24 protein-coding genes and 2 pseudogenes are annotated in these 20,387 nt (G+C 31.4%); 23 read left to right on the top strand and 3 right to left on the bottom strand.

Features of this window, described 5'->3' with window-relative positions; translation table 11 throughout:
* Positions 1-3 precede the first annotated feature (3 nt).
* Genes AC3VI6_RS03675 through AC3VI6_RS03625 form a run of 11 tightly spaced genes read left to right on the top strand, consistent with a single transcriptional unit; the run spans position 4 to position 5,901 of the window.
* A complete protein-coding gene (locus AC3VI6_RS03675; RefSeq protein ID WP_497705202.1) occupies positions 4-423 on the top strand; it encodes a hypothetical protein in 420 nt (139 codons plus the stop codon).
* Positions 420-686 carry a TIGR03643 family protein gene (locus tag AC3VI6_RS03670; RefSeq protein WP_497705201.1) on the top strand — a complete coding sequence of 89 codons (267 nt, stop codon included), beginning with the start codon at positions 420-422 and terminating at the stop codon, positions 684-686. Before AC3VI6_RS03675 ends, AC3VI6_RS03670 begins: the two co-directional genes overlap by 4 nt.
* Positions 687-1,103 carry a 6-pyruvoyl trahydropterin synthase family protein gene (locus AC3VI6_RS03665; RefSeq protein WP_047790029.1) on the top strand — a complete coding sequence of 139 codons (417 nt, stop codon included), beginning with the start codon at positions 687-689 and terminating at the stop codon, positions 1,101-1,103. It abuts the gene before it with no gap.
* A complete protein-coding gene (folE, locus tag AC3VI6_RS03660; RefSeq protein WP_047790030.1) occupies positions 1,066-1,761 on the top strand; it encodes a GTP cyclohydrolase I FolE in 696 nt (231 codons plus the stop codon). Before AC3VI6_RS03665 ends, folE begins: the two co-directional genes overlap by 38 nt.
* A 5-nt stretch (positions 1,762-1,766) precedes the next feature.
* On the top strand, positions 1,767-1,982 hold the full coding sequence (locus AC3VI6_RS03655) for a hypothetical protein (RefSeq protein ID WP_274633380.1): 216 nt from the start codon (positions 1,767-1,769) through the stop codon (positions 1,980-1,982).
* Positions 1,979-2,656 carry an SDR family NAD(P)-dependent oxidoreductase gene (locus tag AC3VI6_RS03650; RefSeq protein WP_497705200.1) on the top strand — a complete coding sequence of 226 codons (678 nt, stop codon included), beginning with the start codon at positions 1,979-1,981 and terminating at the stop codon, positions 2,654-2,656. The genes AC3VI6_RS03655 and AC3VI6_RS03650 overlap by 4 nt, the downstream gene beginning before the upstream one ends.
* A gap of 10 nt (positions 2,657-2,666) precedes the next feature.
* Entirely contained in the window at positions 2,667-3,191 is a 525-nt protein-coding gene (locus AC3VI6_RS03645; RefSeq protein ID WP_497705199.1) for a CIA30 family protein, read from the top strand.
* A 28-nt stretch (positions 3,192-3,219) separates the two neighbouring features.
* Entirely contained in the window at positions 3,220-3,735 is a 516-nt protein-coding gene (locus tag AC3VI6_RS03640; RefSeq protein WP_240805752.1) for a glutathione peroxidase, read from the top strand.
* A gap of 2 nt (positions 3,736-3,737) precedes the next feature.
* Positions 3,738-4,136: a DUF2452 domain-containing protein gene (locus AC3VI6_RS03635; protein ID WP_497705198.1), complete on the top strand. Its 399-nt coding sequence runs from the start codon at positions 3,738-3,740 to the stop codon at positions 4,134-4,136.
* 3 nt (positions 4,137-4,139) lie between these two features.
* Positions 4,140-4,625 (top strand): SRPBCC family protein, encoded by a 486-nt coding sequence (locus AC3VI6_RS03630; RefSeq protein WP_497705197.1) that lies wholly within the window; start codon positions 4,140-4,142, stop codon positions 4,623-4,625.
* Positions 4,615-5,901 (top strand): cryptochrome/photolyase family protein, encoded by a 1,287-nt coding sequence (locus AC3VI6_RS03625; RefSeq protein WP_497705196.1) that lies wholly within the window; start codon positions 4,615-4,617, stop codon positions 5,899-5,901. The genes AC3VI6_RS03630 and AC3VI6_RS03625 overlap by 11 nt, the downstream gene beginning before the upstream one ends.
* Before the next feature lie 40 nt (positions 5,902-5,941).
* On the opposite strand, the pseudogene alaS reads toward AC3VI6_RS03625, so the two are convergent.
* Positions 5,942-8,558: pseudogene (gene alaS / locus AC3VI6_RS03620) on the bottom strand (alanine--tRNA ligase).
* Between the two features lie 154 nt (positions 8,559-8,712).
* On the opposite strand from alaS, the gene AC3VI6_RS03615 reads away from it, so the two are divergent.
* The 6 genes from AC3VI6_RS03615 to AC3VI6_RS03590 are packed head-to-tail and all read left to right on the top strand — an operon-like array spanning position 8,713 to position 12,815.
* The gene (locus AC3VI6_RS03615) at positions 8,713-9,681 is read left to right on the top strand and encodes a M23 family metallopeptidase (RefSeq protein WP_497705195.1); all 969 of its coding nucleotides are present in this window, start codon (positions 8,713-8,715) and stop codon (positions 9,679-9,681) included.
* A gap of 20 nt (positions 9,682-9,701) precedes the next feature.
* Positions 9,702-10,031, top strand: a complete 330-nt coding sequence (locus AC3VI6_RS03610; RefSeq protein WP_028892328.1) for a MerR family transcriptional regulator — start codon at positions 9,702-9,704, stop codon at positions 10,029-10,031.
* Between the two features lie 13 nt (positions 10,032-10,044).
* Positions 10,045-10,647 carry a LemA family protein gene (locus AC3VI6_RS03605; protein ID WP_497705194.1) on the top strand — a complete coding sequence of 201 codons (603 nt, stop codon included), beginning with the start codon at positions 10,045-10,047 and terminating at the stop codon, positions 10,645-10,647.
* 3 nt (positions 10,648-10,650) lie between these two features.
* Complete coding sequence (locus tag AC3VI6_RS03600; RefSeq protein WP_408036687.1) at positions 10,651-11,088, top strand: TPM domain-containing protein; 438 nt, start codon at positions 10,651-10,653, stop codon at positions 11,086-11,088.
* The gene (locus AC3VI6_RS03595; protein WP_497705193.1) at positions 11,069-11,956 is read left to right on the top strand and encodes a TPM domain-containing protein; all 888 of its coding nucleotides are present in this window, start codon (positions 11,069-11,071) and stop codon (positions 11,954-11,956) included. Before AC3VI6_RS03600 ends, AC3VI6_RS03595 begins: the two co-directional genes overlap by 20 nt.
* A gap of 7 nt (positions 11,957-11,963) precedes the next feature.
* Positions 11,964-12,815, top strand: coding sequence for a YjiK family protein (locus AC3VI6_RS03590; protein ID WP_497705192.1), 852 nt, complete (start codon positions 11,964-11,966; stop codon positions 12,813-12,815).
* A 73-nt stretch (positions 12,816-12,888) separates the two neighbouring features.
* On the opposite strand, the gene AC3VI6_RS03585 is transcribed toward AC3VI6_RS03590, so the two are convergent.
* Positions 12,889-13,341, bottom strand: coding sequence for a hypothetical protein (locus AC3VI6_RS03585; RefSeq protein ID WP_274633301.1), 453 nt, complete (start codon positions 13,339-13,341; stop codon positions 12,889-12,891).
* A 166-nt stretch (positions 13,342-13,507) separates the two neighbouring features.
* Here AC3VI6_RS03585 and AC3VI6_RS03580 point away from each other — a divergent pair, with 166 nt between their 5' ends.
* The 6 genes from AC3VI6_RS03580 (at position 13,508) to AC3VI6_RS03555 (ending at position 19,952) form a co-directional block, all read left to right on the top strand.
* Positions 13,508-15,343 (top strand): tetratricopeptide repeat-containing sensor histidine kinase, encoded by a 1,836-nt coding sequence (locus AC3VI6_RS03580; RefSeq protein ID WP_497705191.1) that lies wholly within the window; start codon positions 13,508-13,510, stop codon positions 15,341-15,343.
* A 1-nt stretch (position 15,344) separates the two neighbouring features.
* Positions 15,345-16,094: a LytR/AlgR family response regulator transcription factor gene (locus AC3VI6_RS03575; RefSeq protein ID WP_497705190.1), complete on the top strand. Its 750-nt coding sequence runs from the start codon at positions 15,345-15,347 to the stop codon at positions 16,092-16,094.
* Positions 16,095-16,185: 91 nt separating this feature from the next.
* A complete protein-coding gene (locus AC3VI6_RS03570) occupies positions 16,186-16,596 on the top strand; it encodes a hypothetical protein (protein ID WP_274633299.1) in 411 nt (136 codons plus the stop codon).
* A gap of 31 nt (positions 16,597-16,627) precedes the next feature.
* A complete protein-coding gene (locus AC3VI6_RS03565) occupies positions 16,628-17,269 on the top strand; it encodes a hypothetical protein (protein ID WP_497705189.1) in 642 nt (213 codons plus the stop codon).
* A gap of 20 nt (positions 17,270-17,289) precedes the next feature.
* Positions 17,290-18,450, top strand: coding sequence for a DUF6882 domain-containing protein (locus AC3VI6_RS03560; RefSeq protein ID WP_497705188.1), 1,161 nt, complete (start codon positions 17,290-17,292; stop codon positions 18,448-18,450).
* Between the two features lie 11 nt (positions 18,451-18,461).
* Entirely contained in the window at positions 18,462-19,952 is a 1,491-nt protein-coding gene (locus tag AC3VI6_RS03555) for a M48 family metallopeptidase (RefSeq protein ID WP_497705187.1), read from the top strand.
* A gap of 42 nt (positions 19,953-19,994) precedes the next feature.
* On the opposite strand, the pseudogene AC3VI6_RS03550 reads toward AC3VI6_RS03555, so the two are convergent.
* Positions 19,995-20,379 (bottom strand): annotated as a pseudogene (locus AC3VI6_RS03550) (DUF423 domain-containing protein).
* Positions 20,380-20,387: the final 8 nt, after the last annotated feature.

Raw genomic sequence — 20,387 nt, 5'->3', positions numbered from 1 at the left:
AAAATGTTGTTTGATATAACATACAATAATAAAGAAAGTGTATTAAAAATCAATGAATTAATAGGTGAGCCTATGTCTTTTTTACAATCTATAAAAATTAAAGGAGTTGGTTCGAGTAGAATGATTGTTGAAGGAGTAAGTGAAAGCTTTAAAAGTATTTTAACAACAATTAGCGATTTAAATTATGGAAGTATAGAAATACGTCCTAAAGGAATTATAGTTTACATAACTAATAAATTACAACGCTTTTGTTGGGTAATACCTTTTTATAAAATAGTGGTTTTTAATCATGAATTCTTTAGTATTCATTCCGATAACCACTTTATTAGGTTTAGAAAAGATAATAAATATAATCAGAATAAAAAATTTATAAAAAAAATGATGGATTTGAAAATGACATCAACACAAAGTTATTTTTTATGACATTAAGAGAGATAGATAGAGTTGTTGAAATGGCTTGGGAAGATCGAACAACTTTTGACGCTATAAAACTTCAATTTGACTTAAAAGAACAAGAAGTAATTAATTTAATGCGAAGAGAATTAAAATCATCAAGTTTTAAATTATGGAGGAAAAGAGTACAGGGTAGAAGAACAAAACATCAAGCAAAAAGAATATTTAATAAAGGAAGGTTTAAATGTACCAGACAAAGAAGTATAAGTAATAATAAAATAGCAAAACGATAAATGAAGCAAGCAAAGGTGGCTATTACGAGAAAAGAACATTTTAATGCAGCCCACAGGTTGCATAATACGAAATGGTCTGAAGCAAAAAACAAAGAAGTTTTTGGCAAATGTAATAATCCAAATTTTCATGGCCATAATTATGAGTTAGAAGTAACTATTGTAGGAGAAGTAGATGAAAACACAGGATATGTAATTGATACAAAAGTTTTATCTAACCATATACAAAAAGAAATAATAGATTGTTTAGATCATAAAAACTTAAATAAAGAAGTAGAAGAATTTAAAACACTCAATCCAACAGTAGAAAATATAGCAATTGTAATTTATAACAAACTAAGGTTAGTGATAAATAATCATTTAGAAATTAAAATAAAACTTTATGAAACACCTAGAAACTTTGTTGAATACCCCTGTTAGCGATAATATAAAGAACTTATCGGTTGAAGAAATTGGAGATGATCATATTTATACAGGAATTGAAACGCCTATGGTAGAAGATGCTTTTTTAATTTCTGATGAGGAAAAAAAAGAAAAAATAGCACAATTATTTTCAGAAATAATGCAAACTATTGGGCTTGATTTAAATAATGACTCTCTTAAAGGTACTCCACAAAGAGTAGCTAAAATGTATATAGATGAAATTTTTTCAGGTTTAAATCCAGCCAATAAGCCTAAAATAGCATTGTTTGAAAATAGGTACCAATATAACCAAATGTTGGTAGAAAAAGATATACAGTTTTATTCTAATTGCGAACATCATTTTGTACCAATAATAGGAAAAGCACATGTGGCTTATGTTTCATCAGGAAAAGTTATAGGCTTATCAAAATTAAACAGAATTGTTCAGTTTTATGCTAAAAGACCCCAAGTACAAGAACGCTTAACTAATCAAATAGCCAGAGATTTACAAGAGATATTACAAACAGAAGACGTAGCTGTAATTATAGATGCAAAGCATTTATGTGTTTCTTCTAGAGGAGTTAAAGATGATTCGTCATCAACAGTTACCTGTTTTTATGGAGGCATTTTTAATACCTCAGAAAAAATTGTTGAACTTCAAAATTATTTAAAATGAGTACAATAAACTTACTTCAAGAAGCTTTAGAATTTGAGAAAAATTACAAATCTTTTAAAACAAGAAATGAAAAAATTTTAGCATCAAGGAAAGCGAAAGAAATTATTTTATCAATTAATGAAGTGTATAAAAAGAGTAAAGATAAACAGTTGATGGATGTTATGAAACGCATAACAACTATTAAACAAAAAGTAGAAAAACGATTAAAAGGACGATTATGAAAACAATTGTTGTAGTTGGTGGTAGTAGTGGTATTGGTAAGGCGATAATAACCAAATTAAAACACACACATAAAATAATTAACATTAGTAGAACAGCACCGTCTAATATTGAAAATATAAAACATTACGCATGCGATGTTACCAAAGAGGAGCTTCCAGAATTAGAAGAAGTTCACGGATTAGTTTATTGTCCTGGTAGTATCAATCTAAAATCCTTTTCAAGATTAAAATTAGAAGACTTTCAATCCGATTTAGATATCAACGTTCTTGGAGCAATTAAAACTTTAAAAGCTTACGAAAGCTCGTTAGCAAAAAATAACGGAAGCGTTGTGCTATTTAGTACGGTAGCTTCGTTTTTAGGAATGCCTTTTCATGCAAGTATCGCGACAAGTAAATCAGCAGTAGAAGGGTTAACCAAATCGTTGGCAGCAGAATACGCTACGAAAGTTAGATTCAATGCAATTGCTCCTACGGTTACTGATACACCTTTAGCAGCTCGCTTATTACGAAATGAAAAACAACAAGAGAGTATGCAGAACAGACACCCATTAAAAAAATACCTAAAAGCAGAAGAAGTAGCTAGTTTAGCTACCTATTTACTTTCAGACGAAGCATCAGCAATTACTGGACAAGTAATTCCAGTAGATGCCGGAATTGTAAGTGTAAAAATTTAAAAAGTAAATAATGAAATGGCTTTTAATTTTAAGTTTTCTTATGTGTTTAAATGATGAAATTATAATTTTTGATAAAGATAATAACACTCAAAATTGGTATGTTGTTAATGATACTGTGATGGGAGGAATTTCTACATCAGCTGTAAAAATTAATGATAAGGGAAACTTAATCTTTTCGGGGAAAGTATCTACTGAAAATAATGGTGGATTTTCGATGACGAGAATGCCAATAGCCATAGGTTTAAACAAACAACATTCAAAAATTGTATTAAAAGTAAAAGGAGATGGTAAACAATATCAACTACGATTAAAATCAAATGAGTCTCAACGTTACTCATATGTACAAGCATTTAGAACAAATACACAAGAACAAGAAATTACATTACCATTAACAGGATTTTATCCTACCTTTAGGGGTAGAAAGTTAAATTTTGGTAATTTCTCTGATAACCAAATAGAAGAGGTAGCAATTTTAATAGGAAATAAAAAGGACGAAAACTTTTCGTTAGAAATCATAAAAATAGCAATTCAATAAAATGAACACAGTAAAAATATTTTTAATTATGGCACTATTTAGTTTATCAGGTAAAGCGCAAACAGTAACTCCTAAAGAATCGTTATACGACATAAATATTGAAGGTATTAATGGAGAAAACTTAGACCTTAACAAGTTTAAAGGGAAAAAAATATTATTTGTAAATGTAGCATCAAAATGTGGTTTTACCAATCAGTATGAAGGTTTGCAAGAACTGTATTCAAAACACAAAGATAAATTAGTAATCATAGGATTACCTTGTAATCAATTTGGAGGCCAAGAACCAGGAACAATAAAAGAAATTCAATCGTTTTGTAGTGTAACCTATGGAGTAGATTTTCCTATGACAGAAAAAATTGAAGTTAAAGGAGAAAATCAACACCCCTTATATCAATGGTTAACACAAAAAGATAAAAATGGAAAAATGAGTTCTTCAGTAAAATGGAATTTTCAAAAATACTTGGTAGATGAAGAAGGAAAGTTAATTGATGTTTTTTACTCAATAACCAAACCAATGAGTAAGAAAATTACCAAATTAATATAAAAATGAAGAAAAAACCAGATAATGTAGTTTTTAATGAGGAAACAAATGAATATGATGCGTATTTAAAACCATATGCAACTAATTTTACAGCACCAGTTATTAAAGAAAGTAATTCAATAAGCTGGAAAAAACAAAACATTTACCAGGCAAATGCTCAATTTTTAGCATCTTTTGAAGAAATAAAACAACAATACAACAATCTTGTAAAAGAGTATCAATATAATGAGCTTATTTATAGTGCTAAATTTAACTTTGAGCCAATTGTAGGTAAGGTCTATCATTTGTATAGAAAAGAAAAAAACACGTTATTTTTATCAATATTAAGCCCTAATGAATGTGGTTTCAATTTTGTAGGTAGTTTTAAACTTAACTCAGACAAAGTCTGGAAAAAAGTAAAATAAACAATGGTACTATTTAAAAAGCATTCGGGTATTTATACCTTATCTACTGAACAAATATTAAACGTTCGGTTAGAAAAAGCATGGGAATTTTTCAGTGCTCCAGGAAATTTGCAAAAAATAACCCCTTCACATATGGGGTTTCAAATTACTTCAGAGGTTGATAAAAAAGCCTATGCAGGACAAATAATTACCTACAAAGTAGGAATTTTACCAGGTATTAAGTCTAGTTGGGTTACCGAAATTACACAAGTAAAAGAACAACAATTTTTTATAGATGAACAGCGATTTGGTCCTTATAGCATGTGGCATCACGAACACTGGTTTGAAGAGTTGCCAAATGGAAAAACATTGATGAAAGATAAAATATCATACAAAATACCTTTTGGTTTTTTAGGGCATATCGCCCAATCAATCTTTATAAAAAGGCAGTTAAAAGGAATTTTTGAACATCGTTATAGTACGTTAGAAAAACTATTTAATGGAAAATAAAGTATCGATTTTTTGGTTTCGTCGTGACTTACGTTTAGAAGATAATAATGGGTTGCATGAAGCGCTACAATCAGGTAATAAAGTAGTTCCGTTATTTGTTTTTGATGAAGATATTTTAGAAAGCCTTCCTAAAAATGATGCTCGAGTAACTTTTATTTACGAAACCTTGCAAAACTTAGATAAAGAGCTGAAAAAGCATCAATCTTCTCTGGTAGTTAAAAAAGGAAAACCATTAGCAATTTGGAAAAAACTAACTGAAGAATTTATAATTGAAGCAGTTTACACAAATAAAGATTACGAACCTTACGCGACTAAAAGAGATAAGGAAGTACAAGACTTTTTAGTATCAAAAGGAATAATATATAATGCTTTTAAAGATCAAGTAATTTTTGAAGAAAACGAAGTTTTAAAGAATGATGGAACTCCGTATACAGTTTTTACTCCGTATAAGAATAAATGGTTACAAAACTTCTCAGAAAAGAAAGATACACAAGAGTTTACCATAAATTTTACTAACTTCTATCAATTCACTTTTGAGTTTCCGTCCTTAGCTTCCATAGGTTTTAAAGAAAGTACGATTAAAGTAAAACCATACAACCTATCTAGTTTGGATTCGTATGATGAGGTGAGAGACTTTCCCTCGCAAGATAAAACGTCATACTTGTCGCCATACTTGCGCTTCGGATTGGTAAGTACACGAAAAATGATTCGTTTTGCGTTAAAAACCAATCAAACTTTTTTAAGTGAGTTAATTTGGCGTGAGTTTTTTATGCAAATTTTATATCATTTCCCGAAAGTAGTTACTGAGAATTTTCGAGAAAAATATAATGCTGTTCCTTGGAGAAATAACGAAGAAGAATTTAAAAAATGGTGTGAAGGTAAAACTGGGTACCCTATGGTTGATGCGGGCATGCGAGAGTTGAATGAAACTGGATACATGCATAACAGAGTTCGTATGATAACCGCAGGTTTTTTATGTAAGCATTTATTGATTGATTGGCGCTGGGGAGAAGCGTACTTTGCAGAAAAGCTGTTGGATTATGACTTGTCAGCAAATAACGGAAATTGGCAATGGGCAGCAGGTACGGGTTGCGATGCAGCTCCGTATTTTAGAGTTTTCAATCCAGCAGAACAACTCAAAAAGTTTGATAAAGATTTACACTATGTTAGAAAATGGGTGAAAGACTTCGATGAACTCACCTATCCACAACCTATGGTAGAGCATAAGTTTGCAAGAGAGCGAGCAATTGATACCTATAAGAAAGCGTTACAATAAAAAAAAGGTTCAGAATTTTCTGAACCTTTTTTAGTATATATTAAGCGATATAGTCTTTTGCTTTCTCTAATGCTTTTGGAATTCCTCCAGGGTTTTTTCCACCTGCAGTTGCAAAGAAATTTTGTCCACCACCACCGCCGTGGATTAGTTTTCCTAATTCTCTAACAACTTTACCTGCATCGTACCCTTTTTCACTCGCTAATTCTTTAGAAATATAACAAGTTAGCATTGCTTTATCTTCTGATGGAGCAGTAGCAAATACCACAAATAAATTGTTTATTTCTCCTCCTAATTCAAATAGTAAATCTTTAATGCTATTTGGATCTAAATCTACTTTTGTTGCTAAAAACTGAACTCCATTTACTTCTTGTAATTGGTTTTTAAGGTCTCCCTTCATGTTTTTAGCTTTATCTTTTAGTAACTGCTCAACTTGCTTTTTTAAAGCGGTATTTTCATCTTGTAGGCTACTAACTGACTTGGTTACATCTTTAGGATTCTTTAATAACTGTTTTACAGCATCGTAATTGCGTTCAACATCTTCAAAATAATCACCAACAGCAACATTTGTAATTGCTTCAATACGACGAATACCAGCAGCAACAGCTCCTTCCGATTTTATTTTGAAATACCAAATATCTCCTGTTTGTTGTACGTGTGTACCACCACATAATTCCATTGATTGTCCAAAACGAATGGTACGAACACTATCACCATATTTTTCACCAAATAAAGCTACAGCACCTTCGTCAATAGCTTGTTGCATTGGTACGTTTCTTTTTTCTTCTAAAGGAAGATTTTCACGAATACGAGCATTTACAAACTCTTCAATAGCTTCTAATTGATCGTTGTCAACTTTAGAAAAATGAGAAAAATCGAAACGTAAGTAGTTAGGATTTACTAATGACCCTTTTTGCTCTACATGTTCTCCTAAAATAGTACGTAACGCTTGGTGTAGCAAGTGTGTAGCAGAGTGATTACTTGCTGATAACCTTCTAAATTCACCACTAACAATTGCTTTGAATGTTTCGTGTAAATTACTAGGTAAATTCTTAGCGTAATGAATAATTACATTATTTTCTTTTTTAGTGTCAAGAATATGGATAATATCTCCATTAGGAGCTTGAATGTATCCTTTATCACCAACTTGTCCTCCTCCTTCAGGATAAAAAGGAGTCATGTTAAATACTAGTTGGTATTGATCTCCGTCTTTTTTTGTAGTAACTTTTCTGTAGCGCGTTAATTTTACATTAGCTGTTAACAGGTCGTATCCGATGAATTCTTCAACATCATCTTCAATTAAAACAATCCAATCACCAGTTTCACTTGCAGAAGCAGCACGAGAACGCTCTTTTTGAGCTTTCATTCCTGCATTAAATTCTTCCTCATTGATTTCATATCCTTTTTCACGAGCAATTAACTGTGTTAAATCTAAAGGAAATCCGTAAGTGTCATATAACTCGAAAGCACGTTTACCAGAAACTACTTTTCCGTTGGTTGTTTCAATAACTTGGTCTAGTAATAATAAACCTTGATCTAAGGTACGTAAGAAAGAACTTTCTTCTTCCTTAATAACATTACTAACTAAATTACTTTGTTTTCTAATTTCAGGGAAAGCATCTCCCATTTGGTGAGCCAATGTTTCAGCTAACTTATAAATAAAAGGCTCTTTTTTGTTTAAGAAAGTAAACGCATAACGAACTGCACGACGTAAAATACGACGAATTACATATCCTGCTCCGTTATTACTTGGTAATTGACCGTCTGCAATGGCAAAAGCTACAGCACGAACGTGATCGGCAATAACACGAATAGCAATGTCTATTTTTTCGTCTTTACCGTAATCAATACCTGTAATTGTTTCAATTTCTCTGATTAATGGAGTGAAAACATCTGTGTCGTAGTTAGATTGAACCCCTTGTAGTACCATACATAAACGTTCAAATCCCATTCCTGTATCAATATGTTTTGCAGGAAGTTCAACTAACGAACCATCAGCTTTACGGTTGTATTGCATGAAAACTAAGTTCCAGATTTCAACAACCTGAGGATGATCTTCGTTTACTAACGATTTTCCATCAATTTTAGCTTTTTCTTCTGCTGAGCGAATATCTACATGGATTTCTGAACATGGACCACAAGTGACCTTGATCTCCCATCTCCCAGAAGTTATCTTTTTTATTGCCCATTAAGATACGATCTTCAGAAATGTATTGTTTCCAAATGTCATATGCTTCTTGGTCCATTTTTGTACCATCTTTCTCATCTCCTTCAAAAACGGTTACATACAAAATATCTTTATCTATTTTGTAAACTTCAGTTAACAATTCCCAAGCCCAAGCAATAGCTTCTTTTTTAAAGTAATCACCAAAACTCCAGTTACCTAACATCTCAAACATGGTGTGGTGGTAGGTGTCATAACCAACTTCTTCTAAATCGTTATGCTTACCAGAAACACGTAAACATTTTTGAGAGTCGGCTATTCTATTGTTTTTTGGAGTGGCGTTTCCTAAGAAGTACTCTTTAAACGGTGCCATACCAGAGTTGGTAAACATTAAAGTAGGATCGTTCTTTAACACCATAGGTGCAGAAGGAACAATATCGTGTTGTTTTGATTTAAAAAATTCTAAAAATTTAGCTCTAATATCTTGAGATTTCATACAACTCTTAGTGTCTGGGTTTTGTTAAAATATTTCTAAAAAACTACTTGAAAAAAGAAGTTTTAAAAGATTTTGTAAATTTGTGAGTTTCCAAATTGTACATCCCCTTAAGGATGCTTAATTTAAAAAGCACAAAAATAGTACATTTAGCATTATGGCAAAAGTAAAATATTATTACGATCCAGAGACTTTATCCTATCGAAAGATAGAAGTAAAAAGAAGCGAAAAGTATAAAAAAACGTTTTTAGGGTTATTAAGTGTTTTATTAATTGCTTTTTTTGGTTTTATAGGATTTAGTCAATTTTTAATGTCTCCTAAAGAACGTACCCAAAAAAGAGAGTTAGAAAATTTAAAACTTCACTATGAGTTACTTTCTAAAAAGATGGAAGAAAGCGCTGAGATTTTAGGAGAGTTACAAAATAGAGATAATAATATTTATAGAACGTATTTTGAAGCAAACCCAATACCTGAAGAGCAGCGAAAAGCGGGTTTTGGTGGTGTAAATAGATATAGACATTTAGACGGTTTTGATAACAGTTCAATGATTAAAAATGCAACCAAAGAACTTGATATTTTATCAAAACAAATGGTTGTACAATCAAAATCATTAGATGAAATTGTTGAGTTAGCAAAAGCTAAAGAAAAAATGTTAGCTTCTATACCAGCAATTCAGCCAGTAAAGAATGAAGATCTAACGCGAATGGCTTCTGGGTATGGTATGCGTTTACATCCAATTTTAAAATCGTGGCGTATGCATAATGGTATGGATTTTACTGCGCCTACAGGTACCCCAATTTTTGCATCAGGAAATGGAGTTATTAAGAAAGCCCATAGAAGTTCAACCTTCGGTAATGTAGTGTATATCAATCATGGTTATGGTTATGAAACTATTTATGCACACATGAATAAGATTATAGCCAAAAAAGGACAAAAAGTAAAACGCGGCGATTTAATAGGATATGTTGGTAATACAGGGCGTTCAGCAGCACCTCACTTACATTACGAAGTACATAAAAATGGTAGACCGGTAAACCCGATTTATTATTACTACGGAGATTTAACACCTGAAGAATTTGTAGCTATGCAAAAAGCTTCGCAACAAAAAGGTCAATCGTACGACTAATTTTATAGAAGCTGTGAAAAATGCACATAGACTTACCAGATAAACGTTATTATAAAATAGGAGAAGTAGCCAAAGCTTTTGGAGTAAACAGTTCCTTAATTCGATTTTGGGATAAAGAATTTGAAATTATCAATCCTAAAAAGAATGCGAAAGGAGACAGGTTGTTTACAAAAGAAGATGTGAACAATTTCAAGATTATTTATAATCTTGTGAAAGAAAGAGGTTTTACCTTAGATGGAGCAAAACAAAAGCTAAAGAAAAATCCGACGAAAGTCGTGAGCAATCAGGAAATTATTAGTAGATTAGAAGCAGTGAAAGCTGAATTAATAAAAATTAAAAATCAATTATAAAAAATCAAAAATTATGAAAAAATGGTTAGTGCCTTTAATTGTTATTGGAGTTCTAGTATTTGGTATTTACTCATGGGCAAAAGGGTTTTATAATACAGGAATTACCTATCAAGAAGACGCCAAAACAACTTGGTCTAATGTAGAAAGTTCTTACCAACGAAGAAACGATTTAATAGGTAACTTAGTAAAAACAGTTCAAGGAGCAGCCGATTTTGAAAAGAGTACGTTAACAGAGGTTATCAATGCAAGAGCAAAAGCAACTTCTGTAAATATAAATGCGGGTGATTTAACGCCAGAAAAAATGGCGCAATTCCAACAAGCGCAAACAGGTTTAAGCGGTGCTTTATCAAAGTTATTAGTATCTGTAGAGCGTTATCCAGATATTAAAGCAAACCAAAACTTCTTAGAATTACAAAGTCAGTTAGAAGGTACAGAAAATCGTATCAATGTAGCTCGTGATCGTTATAATGAAGCGGTAAATATTTATAACAAGCATATTAAAATGTTCCCTGGAAATTTATTAGCAGGAATGTTTAATTTAACAGAAATGGCACGTTATAAAGCAGACGCAGGATCAGAAAAAGCACCAGACGTAGATTTCGATTTTAAAAACTAATGTATGTCTAACGTAGAAGATTTTCTTACATCTAAAGAAGAGGAAGAAATTGTTCTAGCTATACAACAAGCTGAACGAAATACTTCTGGTGAAATTCGTGTACATATAGAGAAAACTACTGCCATTTCTCATTATGATAGAGCACTAGAAGTATTTCAAATGCTTAAAATGTTTAATACACAACAACGAAACGGAGTGTTACTTTACATAGCCGTTGACGATCATAAATTTGTAATTTATGGAGATGAAGGTATTAACAATGTTGTTTCAGAAAACTTTTGGGAAACAACCAAAGAAGCCATCCAAAATCAGTTTAAACAAGGGAATTTTAAACAGGGTATTATAGATGGTGTGCTAAAAGCAGGAAAAGAATTACAAGCTCACTTTCCATGGACTACAGATGATGAGAATGAGCTAAGCAATGAAATATCAAAAGGCTAAAACCTTCATTGAAGGAAGAAATATGATAAACAATATAACGTCATTATATAAAAGAACAAACAAGTTACAGAAGGTAAAAGTTGTTCTTTTTTTTATTGCAATTTTATGTGGACAAACTCTTTTTTCACAAGGTTTTCAAATTCCTGAAAAGCCAAAATTTCAAACAAGTGTTTACGACTACGTTAATTTATTATCTCCAAGTCAAAAAGCAAGTTTAGAAAATAAACTTATTAAATATTCAGATACTACTTCAACACAAGTAGTAGTAGCAATTATTAATTCTACTGAAGGGGAGAATATAGGCTATTTAGCAACCAATTGGGCGCATGAATGGGGAATAGGACAAGAAAAAGAGGATAATGGAGTGTTTGTGTTACTTGCTCAAAATGATCGAAAAATAACCATTAGAACAGGTTACGGAACCGAACACTTACTTACCGATTATGTTTCTCGTCAAATTATAGAATATGACATAATTCCTTACTTTAAACAAGGAGATTATTACGCAGGATTAGATAGCGGAGTAGAAGCCATTTTTAAAGTAATGAGCGGTGAGTATAAAGGTAGTAGAAAACAAACCAAACGAAGTGGTGGTTTTAGCTTTATTGTTTTTATAATTATTCTCATAGTATTTTTTATTGTTATTTCTAGCGGAAATAAGGGGAATCGCGGTGGAGGAAGAAATTATAGAAAAACAGATTCTGTTAGAGATTTACTAGATATCATCATTTTAAGCAACGCAGGAAGAGGCGGATTTGGTGGCGGAAGCTTTGGAGGTGGATCGTCTGGAGGTTTCGGTGGCGGTGGCTTCGGAGGAGGCTTTGGCGGCGGAGGTTTCGGTGGTGGTGGTGCCACAGGAGGTTGGTAATTTGTACATGAAAAAGCTCAGTATATTTTTCTCTTTATTTATTCTTTTAGGTTGTCAAAACTATGGACAGCTTAAGGTTGTCACGAATTTACCTAAGTTACTTGATGAGGTTTCTGGAATTGAAAAAGAAGCTAATTCAGATAAAATTTGGATGATAAATGATAGTGGTAACAAATCAGAATTATACAAAGTAACTTCTGAAGGTAAAATTGAAAAAACGATATCAATAAACGCTAAAAATTACGATTGGGAAGATTTAACTTCTGATGATAATGGTAACTTATATATTGCAGACTTCGGAAATAATGATAATAAAAGAAAGAATTTAGTAATTCTAAAAATTAAGAAAGAAGACTTGCTAAATGGAAACAATATAGAGGTAGAAAAAATACAATTTTCATATCCTAATCAAACTAAGTTTCCGCCAAAAAAGAAAGATCGTTTTTTTGATGCAGAATCCTTAATTTACAAAGATGGATCTCTATATATTTTCACAAAAAGTAGAGTAAAAGATCAATACGGGAAAACAAGCTTATATAAAGTTCCTGCCACAACAGGAGAACATATAGCGACATACATTTCTGATTATACTAATTGCAGCGATGCTCATTGTGTAATAACCGCATCAGCCATTTCTCCAGATAAAAAGAAGATAGCTTTGTTAACACATCAATCGGTCTTAATATTCACAAATTTTAAGGGAGACGACTTTTTTAGTGGAGATGTAAAAGAATATATATTCAATCATATATCTCAAAAAGAAGGAGTTGATTTTAAGGATGATACAACGCTTTATATAACTGATGAAGCGGACAAAATTGGAAGTAGTAAATTGTATGAGTATGTATTAAAGGACTAAAAAATCAGTTACCAATGTATGCACATTGATAACTGAGAGAGTTAGGGGAATCATCAATACCTATTTTGGGTGTTTATACGTAATCTATCTGTCTAGAATATCCTGCATTTATAGCCAATAATATACTATCTTGACGGTTAAAGTTAAAAGGAATAACAGAGCTTAAAGGCTCTTCAAGCTTCTCTTCTATTGTTTGTTTAGAAAGTATCAATGCGTGCTCTACCAATTTATGATATTCGGTTATAAAGTATTTTTTAGGTAAGTTTTCAAACTTAGCAACATCAAAATCATAAAATTTGGTTCTTGTAACAGCTTTGTATTCTTGATCGTTATGGATAAATAAATAGGTAAGATCAACGTGAATAGTAGTGTTAGCACCACTGGGATCGTCTGGCCAATTATAAATTAAAAGATAAGCCCCATCAATACTAACTTTTGGTTTAGAAATTTCCTCAATCTTTTCAAAACTCGTTAAATTACAAGATCCTGTTTTAATAACTTCTTCTATAGTTTCAACTGTACTCATTATTAATAATTTAATTTTTTAGTCAAATATCTTAGAAATTTGGGGATGGCTTTTAGGTGTTTTATAAACGCATACTATTATTTTATAAACGTTTTGTTAAAGTGGAGGATAAGGAGGTGAAATGAAAATATATAATTATTTTAGTTGGCTAATTACTTACAAAAAAATGCCATTGTTTAAAAGAAGCTACTTTTTATATATCGTCTGTACCCTTTTAGTTTTTTCAGCCTGTAAAAGAAATGATGTAGATAAAGATTTACAAGAATATTTATTAGCTGTTGATAGTATTTCTCAACAAAAACCAAAAGAAGGATTAAGAAAAATAGATAGTTTATTAGAAAAGAAACAAAATTCTAAAAACAGGGCTTTATTGTTGTTTAGCAAAGGAGAACTTTTTTACCTGAACGATAAGTTAATAGAGGCAAAAAACATACACTTAGAAACCTATAAATTATTTACAAACCTTAAAGATGATTATAATAAAGGAAGGAGCTTAATAACATTAAGTGCTACTTGTATGAAGCTAAATGAGCTAGAAGATGCTCAAAAGTATGCGTTAGAGGCTTTAGAAATAGGCGAAAAAATAGAAAACACCCGACTACAAGCAAAGGCAAATAATCAGCTATTTAATCTTCATTTTATATTAAAAGATTACGAACAGGCATTGTTTTACATAAAAAGGTCTGAAGAATTATTTACCGATCCGAACGATCCTAATTCTATAATTGCAATAAAAGGTAATATAGCTGGGGTTTATTTAAAATTAAATCAATACAATAAAGCTTTACAACAATTTTCTGAAGCCTTGGCTTTAGGAGAGTCTGCTAAAGATCCAAAAACAATTGTAAGCATTCTTAATAATATTGGCTATACTTATTTAGAGGCAAAACGGTTTGACGAAGCAGAAAAATTTTTAAGAGGAGCAGTACAACTTAACAAAAATATAAAAACACTTAATGGAGCTCCATATAAAGGTTTAGGTACCTTGTTTTTGGTAACGAATAAGTTAGATTCGGCGGAGGTAAATTACAATAAAGCCATGTCGATTTATAAGAGTAAGAAAAATCTTACAGAAGAATTAGAAATACGAGATAAGTTAATATCCATCGCTATTTTAAAGAAACAGTACCAAAAAGCATTAAACCATCAAATAATACGAGATAGTATAGAAGTGGTTAAGAGTAAAAAGCAAAACCAAAAACTTCTTCATTTTGCTAATGTGAACTATAAAATTAAAGAAAAAGAAATAGCATTAACCCATCAAAAAGAAATAAACAAACAAAATAGGTGGTTAGGAATTAGTGTAATTGTATCGTTGGTACTTATTTTAATTATAGCATTGTTTATTGGATATAATAATAAATTAAGAGCAGCCAATAAAGCATCTAAATTAGAACAGCGATTGCTTAGAGCCCAAATGAATCCACACTTTATATTCAACACCTTAGCGGCGATACAAAATATAACGTTAGAAGGAAACCCAGTAAAATCTTCAAACTATATAGCTAAGTTTTCAAAACTTATTCGACAAAATTTTGATTATGTTCGAAAAGAAGAAATTAGCTTAGAAGAAGAACTAGCTATGATTTCTAATTACATAGACACACAACAGCTACGTTTCAATAATAGTTTTAGTTATCATATACATATTTCTGAAAACTGTGATACAAAACAAGTAAAAGTACCGCCTATGTTGTTACAGCCTTTTGTTGAAAATGCTATTGAATATGGTTTAAAAGAAAAGAAATCAGGAGGAATATTGAACTTAAATATTCGAAAAACAGGTGAAGAACTGTTTTTTGAAATTGAAGATAATGGAGTAGGAAGGAAGCAAAAAAAGAGTCAAGAAAAAATAGCAAAAGATTTACACGCTACCGATATTTTTATTGAAAGATTACAGATAAGAAATAAAGGAGAAGAAAAATCTTTTACCATAGAAGATTTACACGATAAGGATGGACACCCATCAGGAACAAAAGTTGTATTTAAATTAAAGTTATAAAATGATAAAAGCTGCTATAATAGAAGATGAGTTTAATGCATTAAATACCTTAACAAAACTGTTGCAATACACGCAAAAAGATATAGAAATTGTAGCTAAAATTGATAATGTAGATGAAGCAATCGACTTTTTGAGTAACAATGATTTAGATTTAGTGTTTATAGATATTGAGTTGATTGGAGGAAATGCTTTTCAAATATTAGAAGACTTAGAAACCATAAACTTTAAGATGATATTTACCACAGCGTACGATGAATTTGCAATAAAAGCTATTAAGTTTGATACGGTAGATTATTTATTAAAACCTATAGATTCTGACGAATTAAATGCTTGCATAGAACGTTTTAGAGCGGACTTTGAAAAAGAGAAAAAATACACGCAAGCACTAAGTAAAATAAATGAGTTTGATAAAAAAGAGGCTCAAAAAACATTGCTTATTAAAACTACCGAAGAGCAACATTTTTTACATGTAGATGATATTGTACGTTGCCAATCAGACGGAAGTTATACGCTTTTTTATACTACAGATAAAAAAATAATGAGTGCTCGAAACTTAAAGTATTACGAAAATATTTTAAGCACACACGCTTTTGCTAGAGTGCATCAATCTCACTTAATTAATATAAAATATTTAGCTTCAGTAAGTGCTAATACAGTTAAGTTGTCAAGTGGCGAAAATGTTCCTTTATCATCAAGAAAGAAAACGTATTTAAAACAGTTTTTAGAGAATTTTAATACGAATACAAAATAAGAAGTAACACATATAAAACTCATTAAAAGAGAAGAAAAGTTCCATGTAGATTTGAGGTAAATAGTTAAAAACCTAAACAAATTATCATACCATGGGACTTAAAGAAAAAAGATTCACCAAGACTTTTCAAGAAGAAAAATATCCTGCATTAAAAGAACAAATAAACAATGCAGCAGGTTTCGATGTAACAATTGATGTAGAATGGGATACCATGTTCGAGGATAAGTTTTTACACTTATATGATGACAGTTACCCTAAAATTTACTTCCAACCACTTATTGATGCTTTTTCAGCCATAGCAACTGATGATATGGGGAAAGAAGCATTGTCAGAATCGTTAAAAAAAGTGGTAATTACCAATAAAGACGATCACCACAACCCAACGCATGCTTACACCTTTGAAGAAGGAGTTTTACAAGTAAACCATAGCCCAATTTTAAACGCAGATAAAGTTCAGGATAGAACAGATGTGCTTGTTGATTTATTAGAGAACAACTTATAGTCTAGTAGCCTATAACAAAAATAAAATTGCTATGGAAACAGATTATATTAATCAATTTAAAGCACAATCACCAGCAGCTATAATTCAGAGTATGTTTAGAGAAAAAAAGCAATTAAAAATTGCTTTATCACTAAAAAACGGACTTTATGTAGAAGGCTTTATAGTAGACATTACCAAAGAAGAATACCAAACATTTGTGTGTATGAAAACCGAAGAACAAGAAGTATTGTTTTTAGATCTTCAAGAGGTATCTGTTTTACGAATTAAGCATCCTAAAAAAATGGCAGTTTCATTATCTAAAGGAAATATTAGTCGTCCATTAGGAGAAGATCCCATAAGTGTTTTACAATTAAAAAGATGGACTCTTGAGCAAGAACCTTTGTTAGAGGCAACGATTAATTTATCATTTGAAAAATCAGCATTACAAGAAGCAAACACTCGATTAAATTGTAAAGATGTTATTGCAAGCTTATTAAAAGCAAAACAATTAATAGTAGAGGATGAAATGGGGTTAGCAGCATGGAAAGAAATAAAAACAGTTGCTATTACTAATACAGGAACATTACAGGTAACTAGAGAAGGAAGTGTATTAAAAATTGGTATTGAAATTACTAAAGTATTGCCAAAAGAATTAGAGAATCTTTTTATTGAAAAGATAGAAAAAGTATTGTAGAATAATAAAATTATTAAAAAATGGGTCTTAAAGAAAAAAGAGCAGTTCAAACATTTAAAAACGAATCATTTCCAGCATTAGAAGCGGAAATAAACAATAAAGCAGGGTTTAACGTATCACTAAACATAGCATGGGATACACTGGTAGAAGATAAGTTTTCGCACCTTTACAATGATACGTTTCCAAAAATATATTTTCAACCGTTAATAGAAGCAATTAGTGCTATTAATATTGATGAAATTGGGGGAGAGTTGCTAAAGAATGGATTAAAAGAAGTAAAGATTGTTAATGAAAATAACGAACATAACTTAGAAAGAGCAATCACTTTTGTAGATGGGGTGTTAACCATTAATCATAGTCCAATTATGAATGCTGATAAGGTTGAAGAGAAAACAGAAAGAATTGTACATCTTTTAGAAATTCATTTAGAAGAATTTGCAGGAAGTGAAGCCAGTGTTGAGAGTACAGAAAATCCGAATAATATTGTAGGAGGAAAGGTAGATAACACTATAAAATTAAGTTTACCTCAGTTGCACAATCAATATGTAGCTTTAGCTTTTGAAAAGCAAGATAATTTAGCTGATATTGTTGAAGATTTACCTTGGATTTGTGATATGCTTCAAGGAACGGTGACTTATGGTGGTCTTACCTTTAAAATGCAGGTACTAGGAACGTATTCTCATAATGAGCAATCTTGGTTATGGGCTTGGGCAAATAAACAAAGCGGTATTCCAGAACAATTTTTAGAAGCTTCATTACAAATGAAAGCTCTAGGAGAGCAACATGGGATAGAAGACTTACTTTCCTCAAAAATAGAAACAGAACACGATCCGGGGCATTATTTCTCATTCGTAGCAACAGGAATAAATCAAGCAAGTTGTTATGCTCCATTACCTTTTAAAGGGCTTACTGTGTATGTATTATTATATACGGATATAGTTGATGAAAAAGAGATAAACATTCCTGCTTTAATTTGTTCACACTTCTCAAAAACAACTACTCGTATGGATTTTGAACACAAGCACGCATTGTTTTGTTATTTAGTTCAAAAAGGATATGAAGTTGAGGTATCAGGAAATAATATCGTTGCTAAAAAAGGAGAAGATCAAATTTTAGGAATTTTTGACCTAAAAGGAAGATTATTAAAGTTGTCTAACTCAACAGTTCCAGTAGGAGCTTAAAAAGAAAAAGTATGTATCAATCTACCACATTATCAGAATTAGAAAAAGAACATCAAGATGCGTTAACGCAAGCGCAAAATAAAATGATGGATGACTTAAACCTTGCACAACAAAACGGGGATAACGATTTAATTCACCAAGCAAGTGTTCATTTTCAAAACGTAGCTAAAGAATTAGCTGAACAATACACTAAACGTATTGAAGAAATTAACGAGTTAAACCTTAAAAATGTTACTGAAAACATTCAAGAGGTGTATGATAATTCGAGAGCAGATATCGATTTAAATGCGTTGGTGTATGACGGCGATCGAGATTATGTTTTGGAGTTTCAAGAAGATGAGCTAATTCAAAAAACGTTGGAAAGAATAAAGGAAAACAATCCAGTTTTTCAATCGAGAAGACACTTGTTAAAATCAAGTTTACGCTTAACAAAAATGCTAGCGCCTGTACTTCATGAAATTGGAGATCATTGTAAAGAGGTGTTAAAACTGAAAGCAGATATTGAGTTTTTTGTTTACCAGGAAGATAAATTCAACGCATCATGCTACCCACCAGATGAAGATAAATTGTATATTATTTTAACTTCAGGAATTTTAGAACGTTTTACAAAAGATGAACTAGCTTTTGTTATTGGTCATGAAATCGGACATGTTTTATTTGAGCATTTCAATTATCCAGTAAAACATATTTTAGACGAAGGTGCAAACGACTTAGCGCCAATTCATGCAATGAAATTATATGCGTGGAATCGTAATGCAGAAATTAGTGCCGACAGAGCTGGTTTATTATGTTGTAAGAGTTTTGAGGCAGCAGCAAGAACCTTCTTTAAGTTATCGTCAGGGGTAACTTCTGATTCTTTAGATTTTAAATTAACCGAGTACATTAATCAATTTTCAGATTTAGAAGAAGTTTTAAATGACGATACACACGATCCATCAGATTGGTATAGCAGTCATCCGTTTAGCCCACTTCGTATTAAAGCGTTAGAGTTATTCAATAAGAGTAAAACGTATGAGTTATTCAATCCTGAAATTAACGGAGAAATAACAGAAGAAGCGATGGAGCTAGAAATACAGCGAATTATGTCTTTAATGGAGCCAGAAGATTTAGGAAATGAAACTGAGCATTCAGAAAAAATACAACGCTTTATGTTTTTAGGTGGTTATATGATTTCAAAGGCAGATGGCGTTGTGGATGATTCTGAAATACAGGCGTTGAGTAGTGTGGTGTCTCCATCAGTTTTTGCACAGTGTATGTTAACGATTAAAGGATTAACAGAGCAAGATATTATTGATGAAATTATAGCTTTGGCTAAAGAATTAGATATCGTAATTTCTGTGATGCAAAAACTAAATATTCTAAGAGATTTATCTATTATTTCTTATGCTGATGGAAGTATAGATGCTGCTGAAGTTGAGGTGTTGTACAACTTAGCAAGACAATTGTATATAAAAACTGAATTTATTGATAGAATTATCAGCGACGCCCAAGGTGTTGATTAACAAAATGATTTTTTGTTTACCATGCTAGTCAAACTATACATGCTAATTATGTATGGTTTGGCTTAGTCTGTATAATAAAAGTGCCCATCCAACAATTAGTAGCAAGCCACCTAAAGGAGTAATAGGCACCTAAAAACTTCATTTTTTTACCTTTTGCGTCTGATAATACTAAACCATAAATACTGAAGGAAAACAGTATAATTCCAACTACAAAAGCGTAATATATTGCTGAACTAGGTGTTTCAAAATAACTTCCAATGAATAATAAAACGAGTGCATGATACATTTGATACTTTACACCCGTTTCAAATGATTTCAGTTGATCTACGTTTAGAATTTTTTGTAAAGCATGAGCTCCAAAAGCTCCAAATATCACAGCAAACATTCCAAATAAAGCTGCTGTTATTAATACAATTTGTTGTGTCATGTTTATAA

The organism is Tenacibaculum sp. TB-56 (assembly GCF_059716275.2).
Note: the sequence above shows the minus strand (reverse complement) of the source record. Positions and strands in the feature narration are given on the sequence as shown.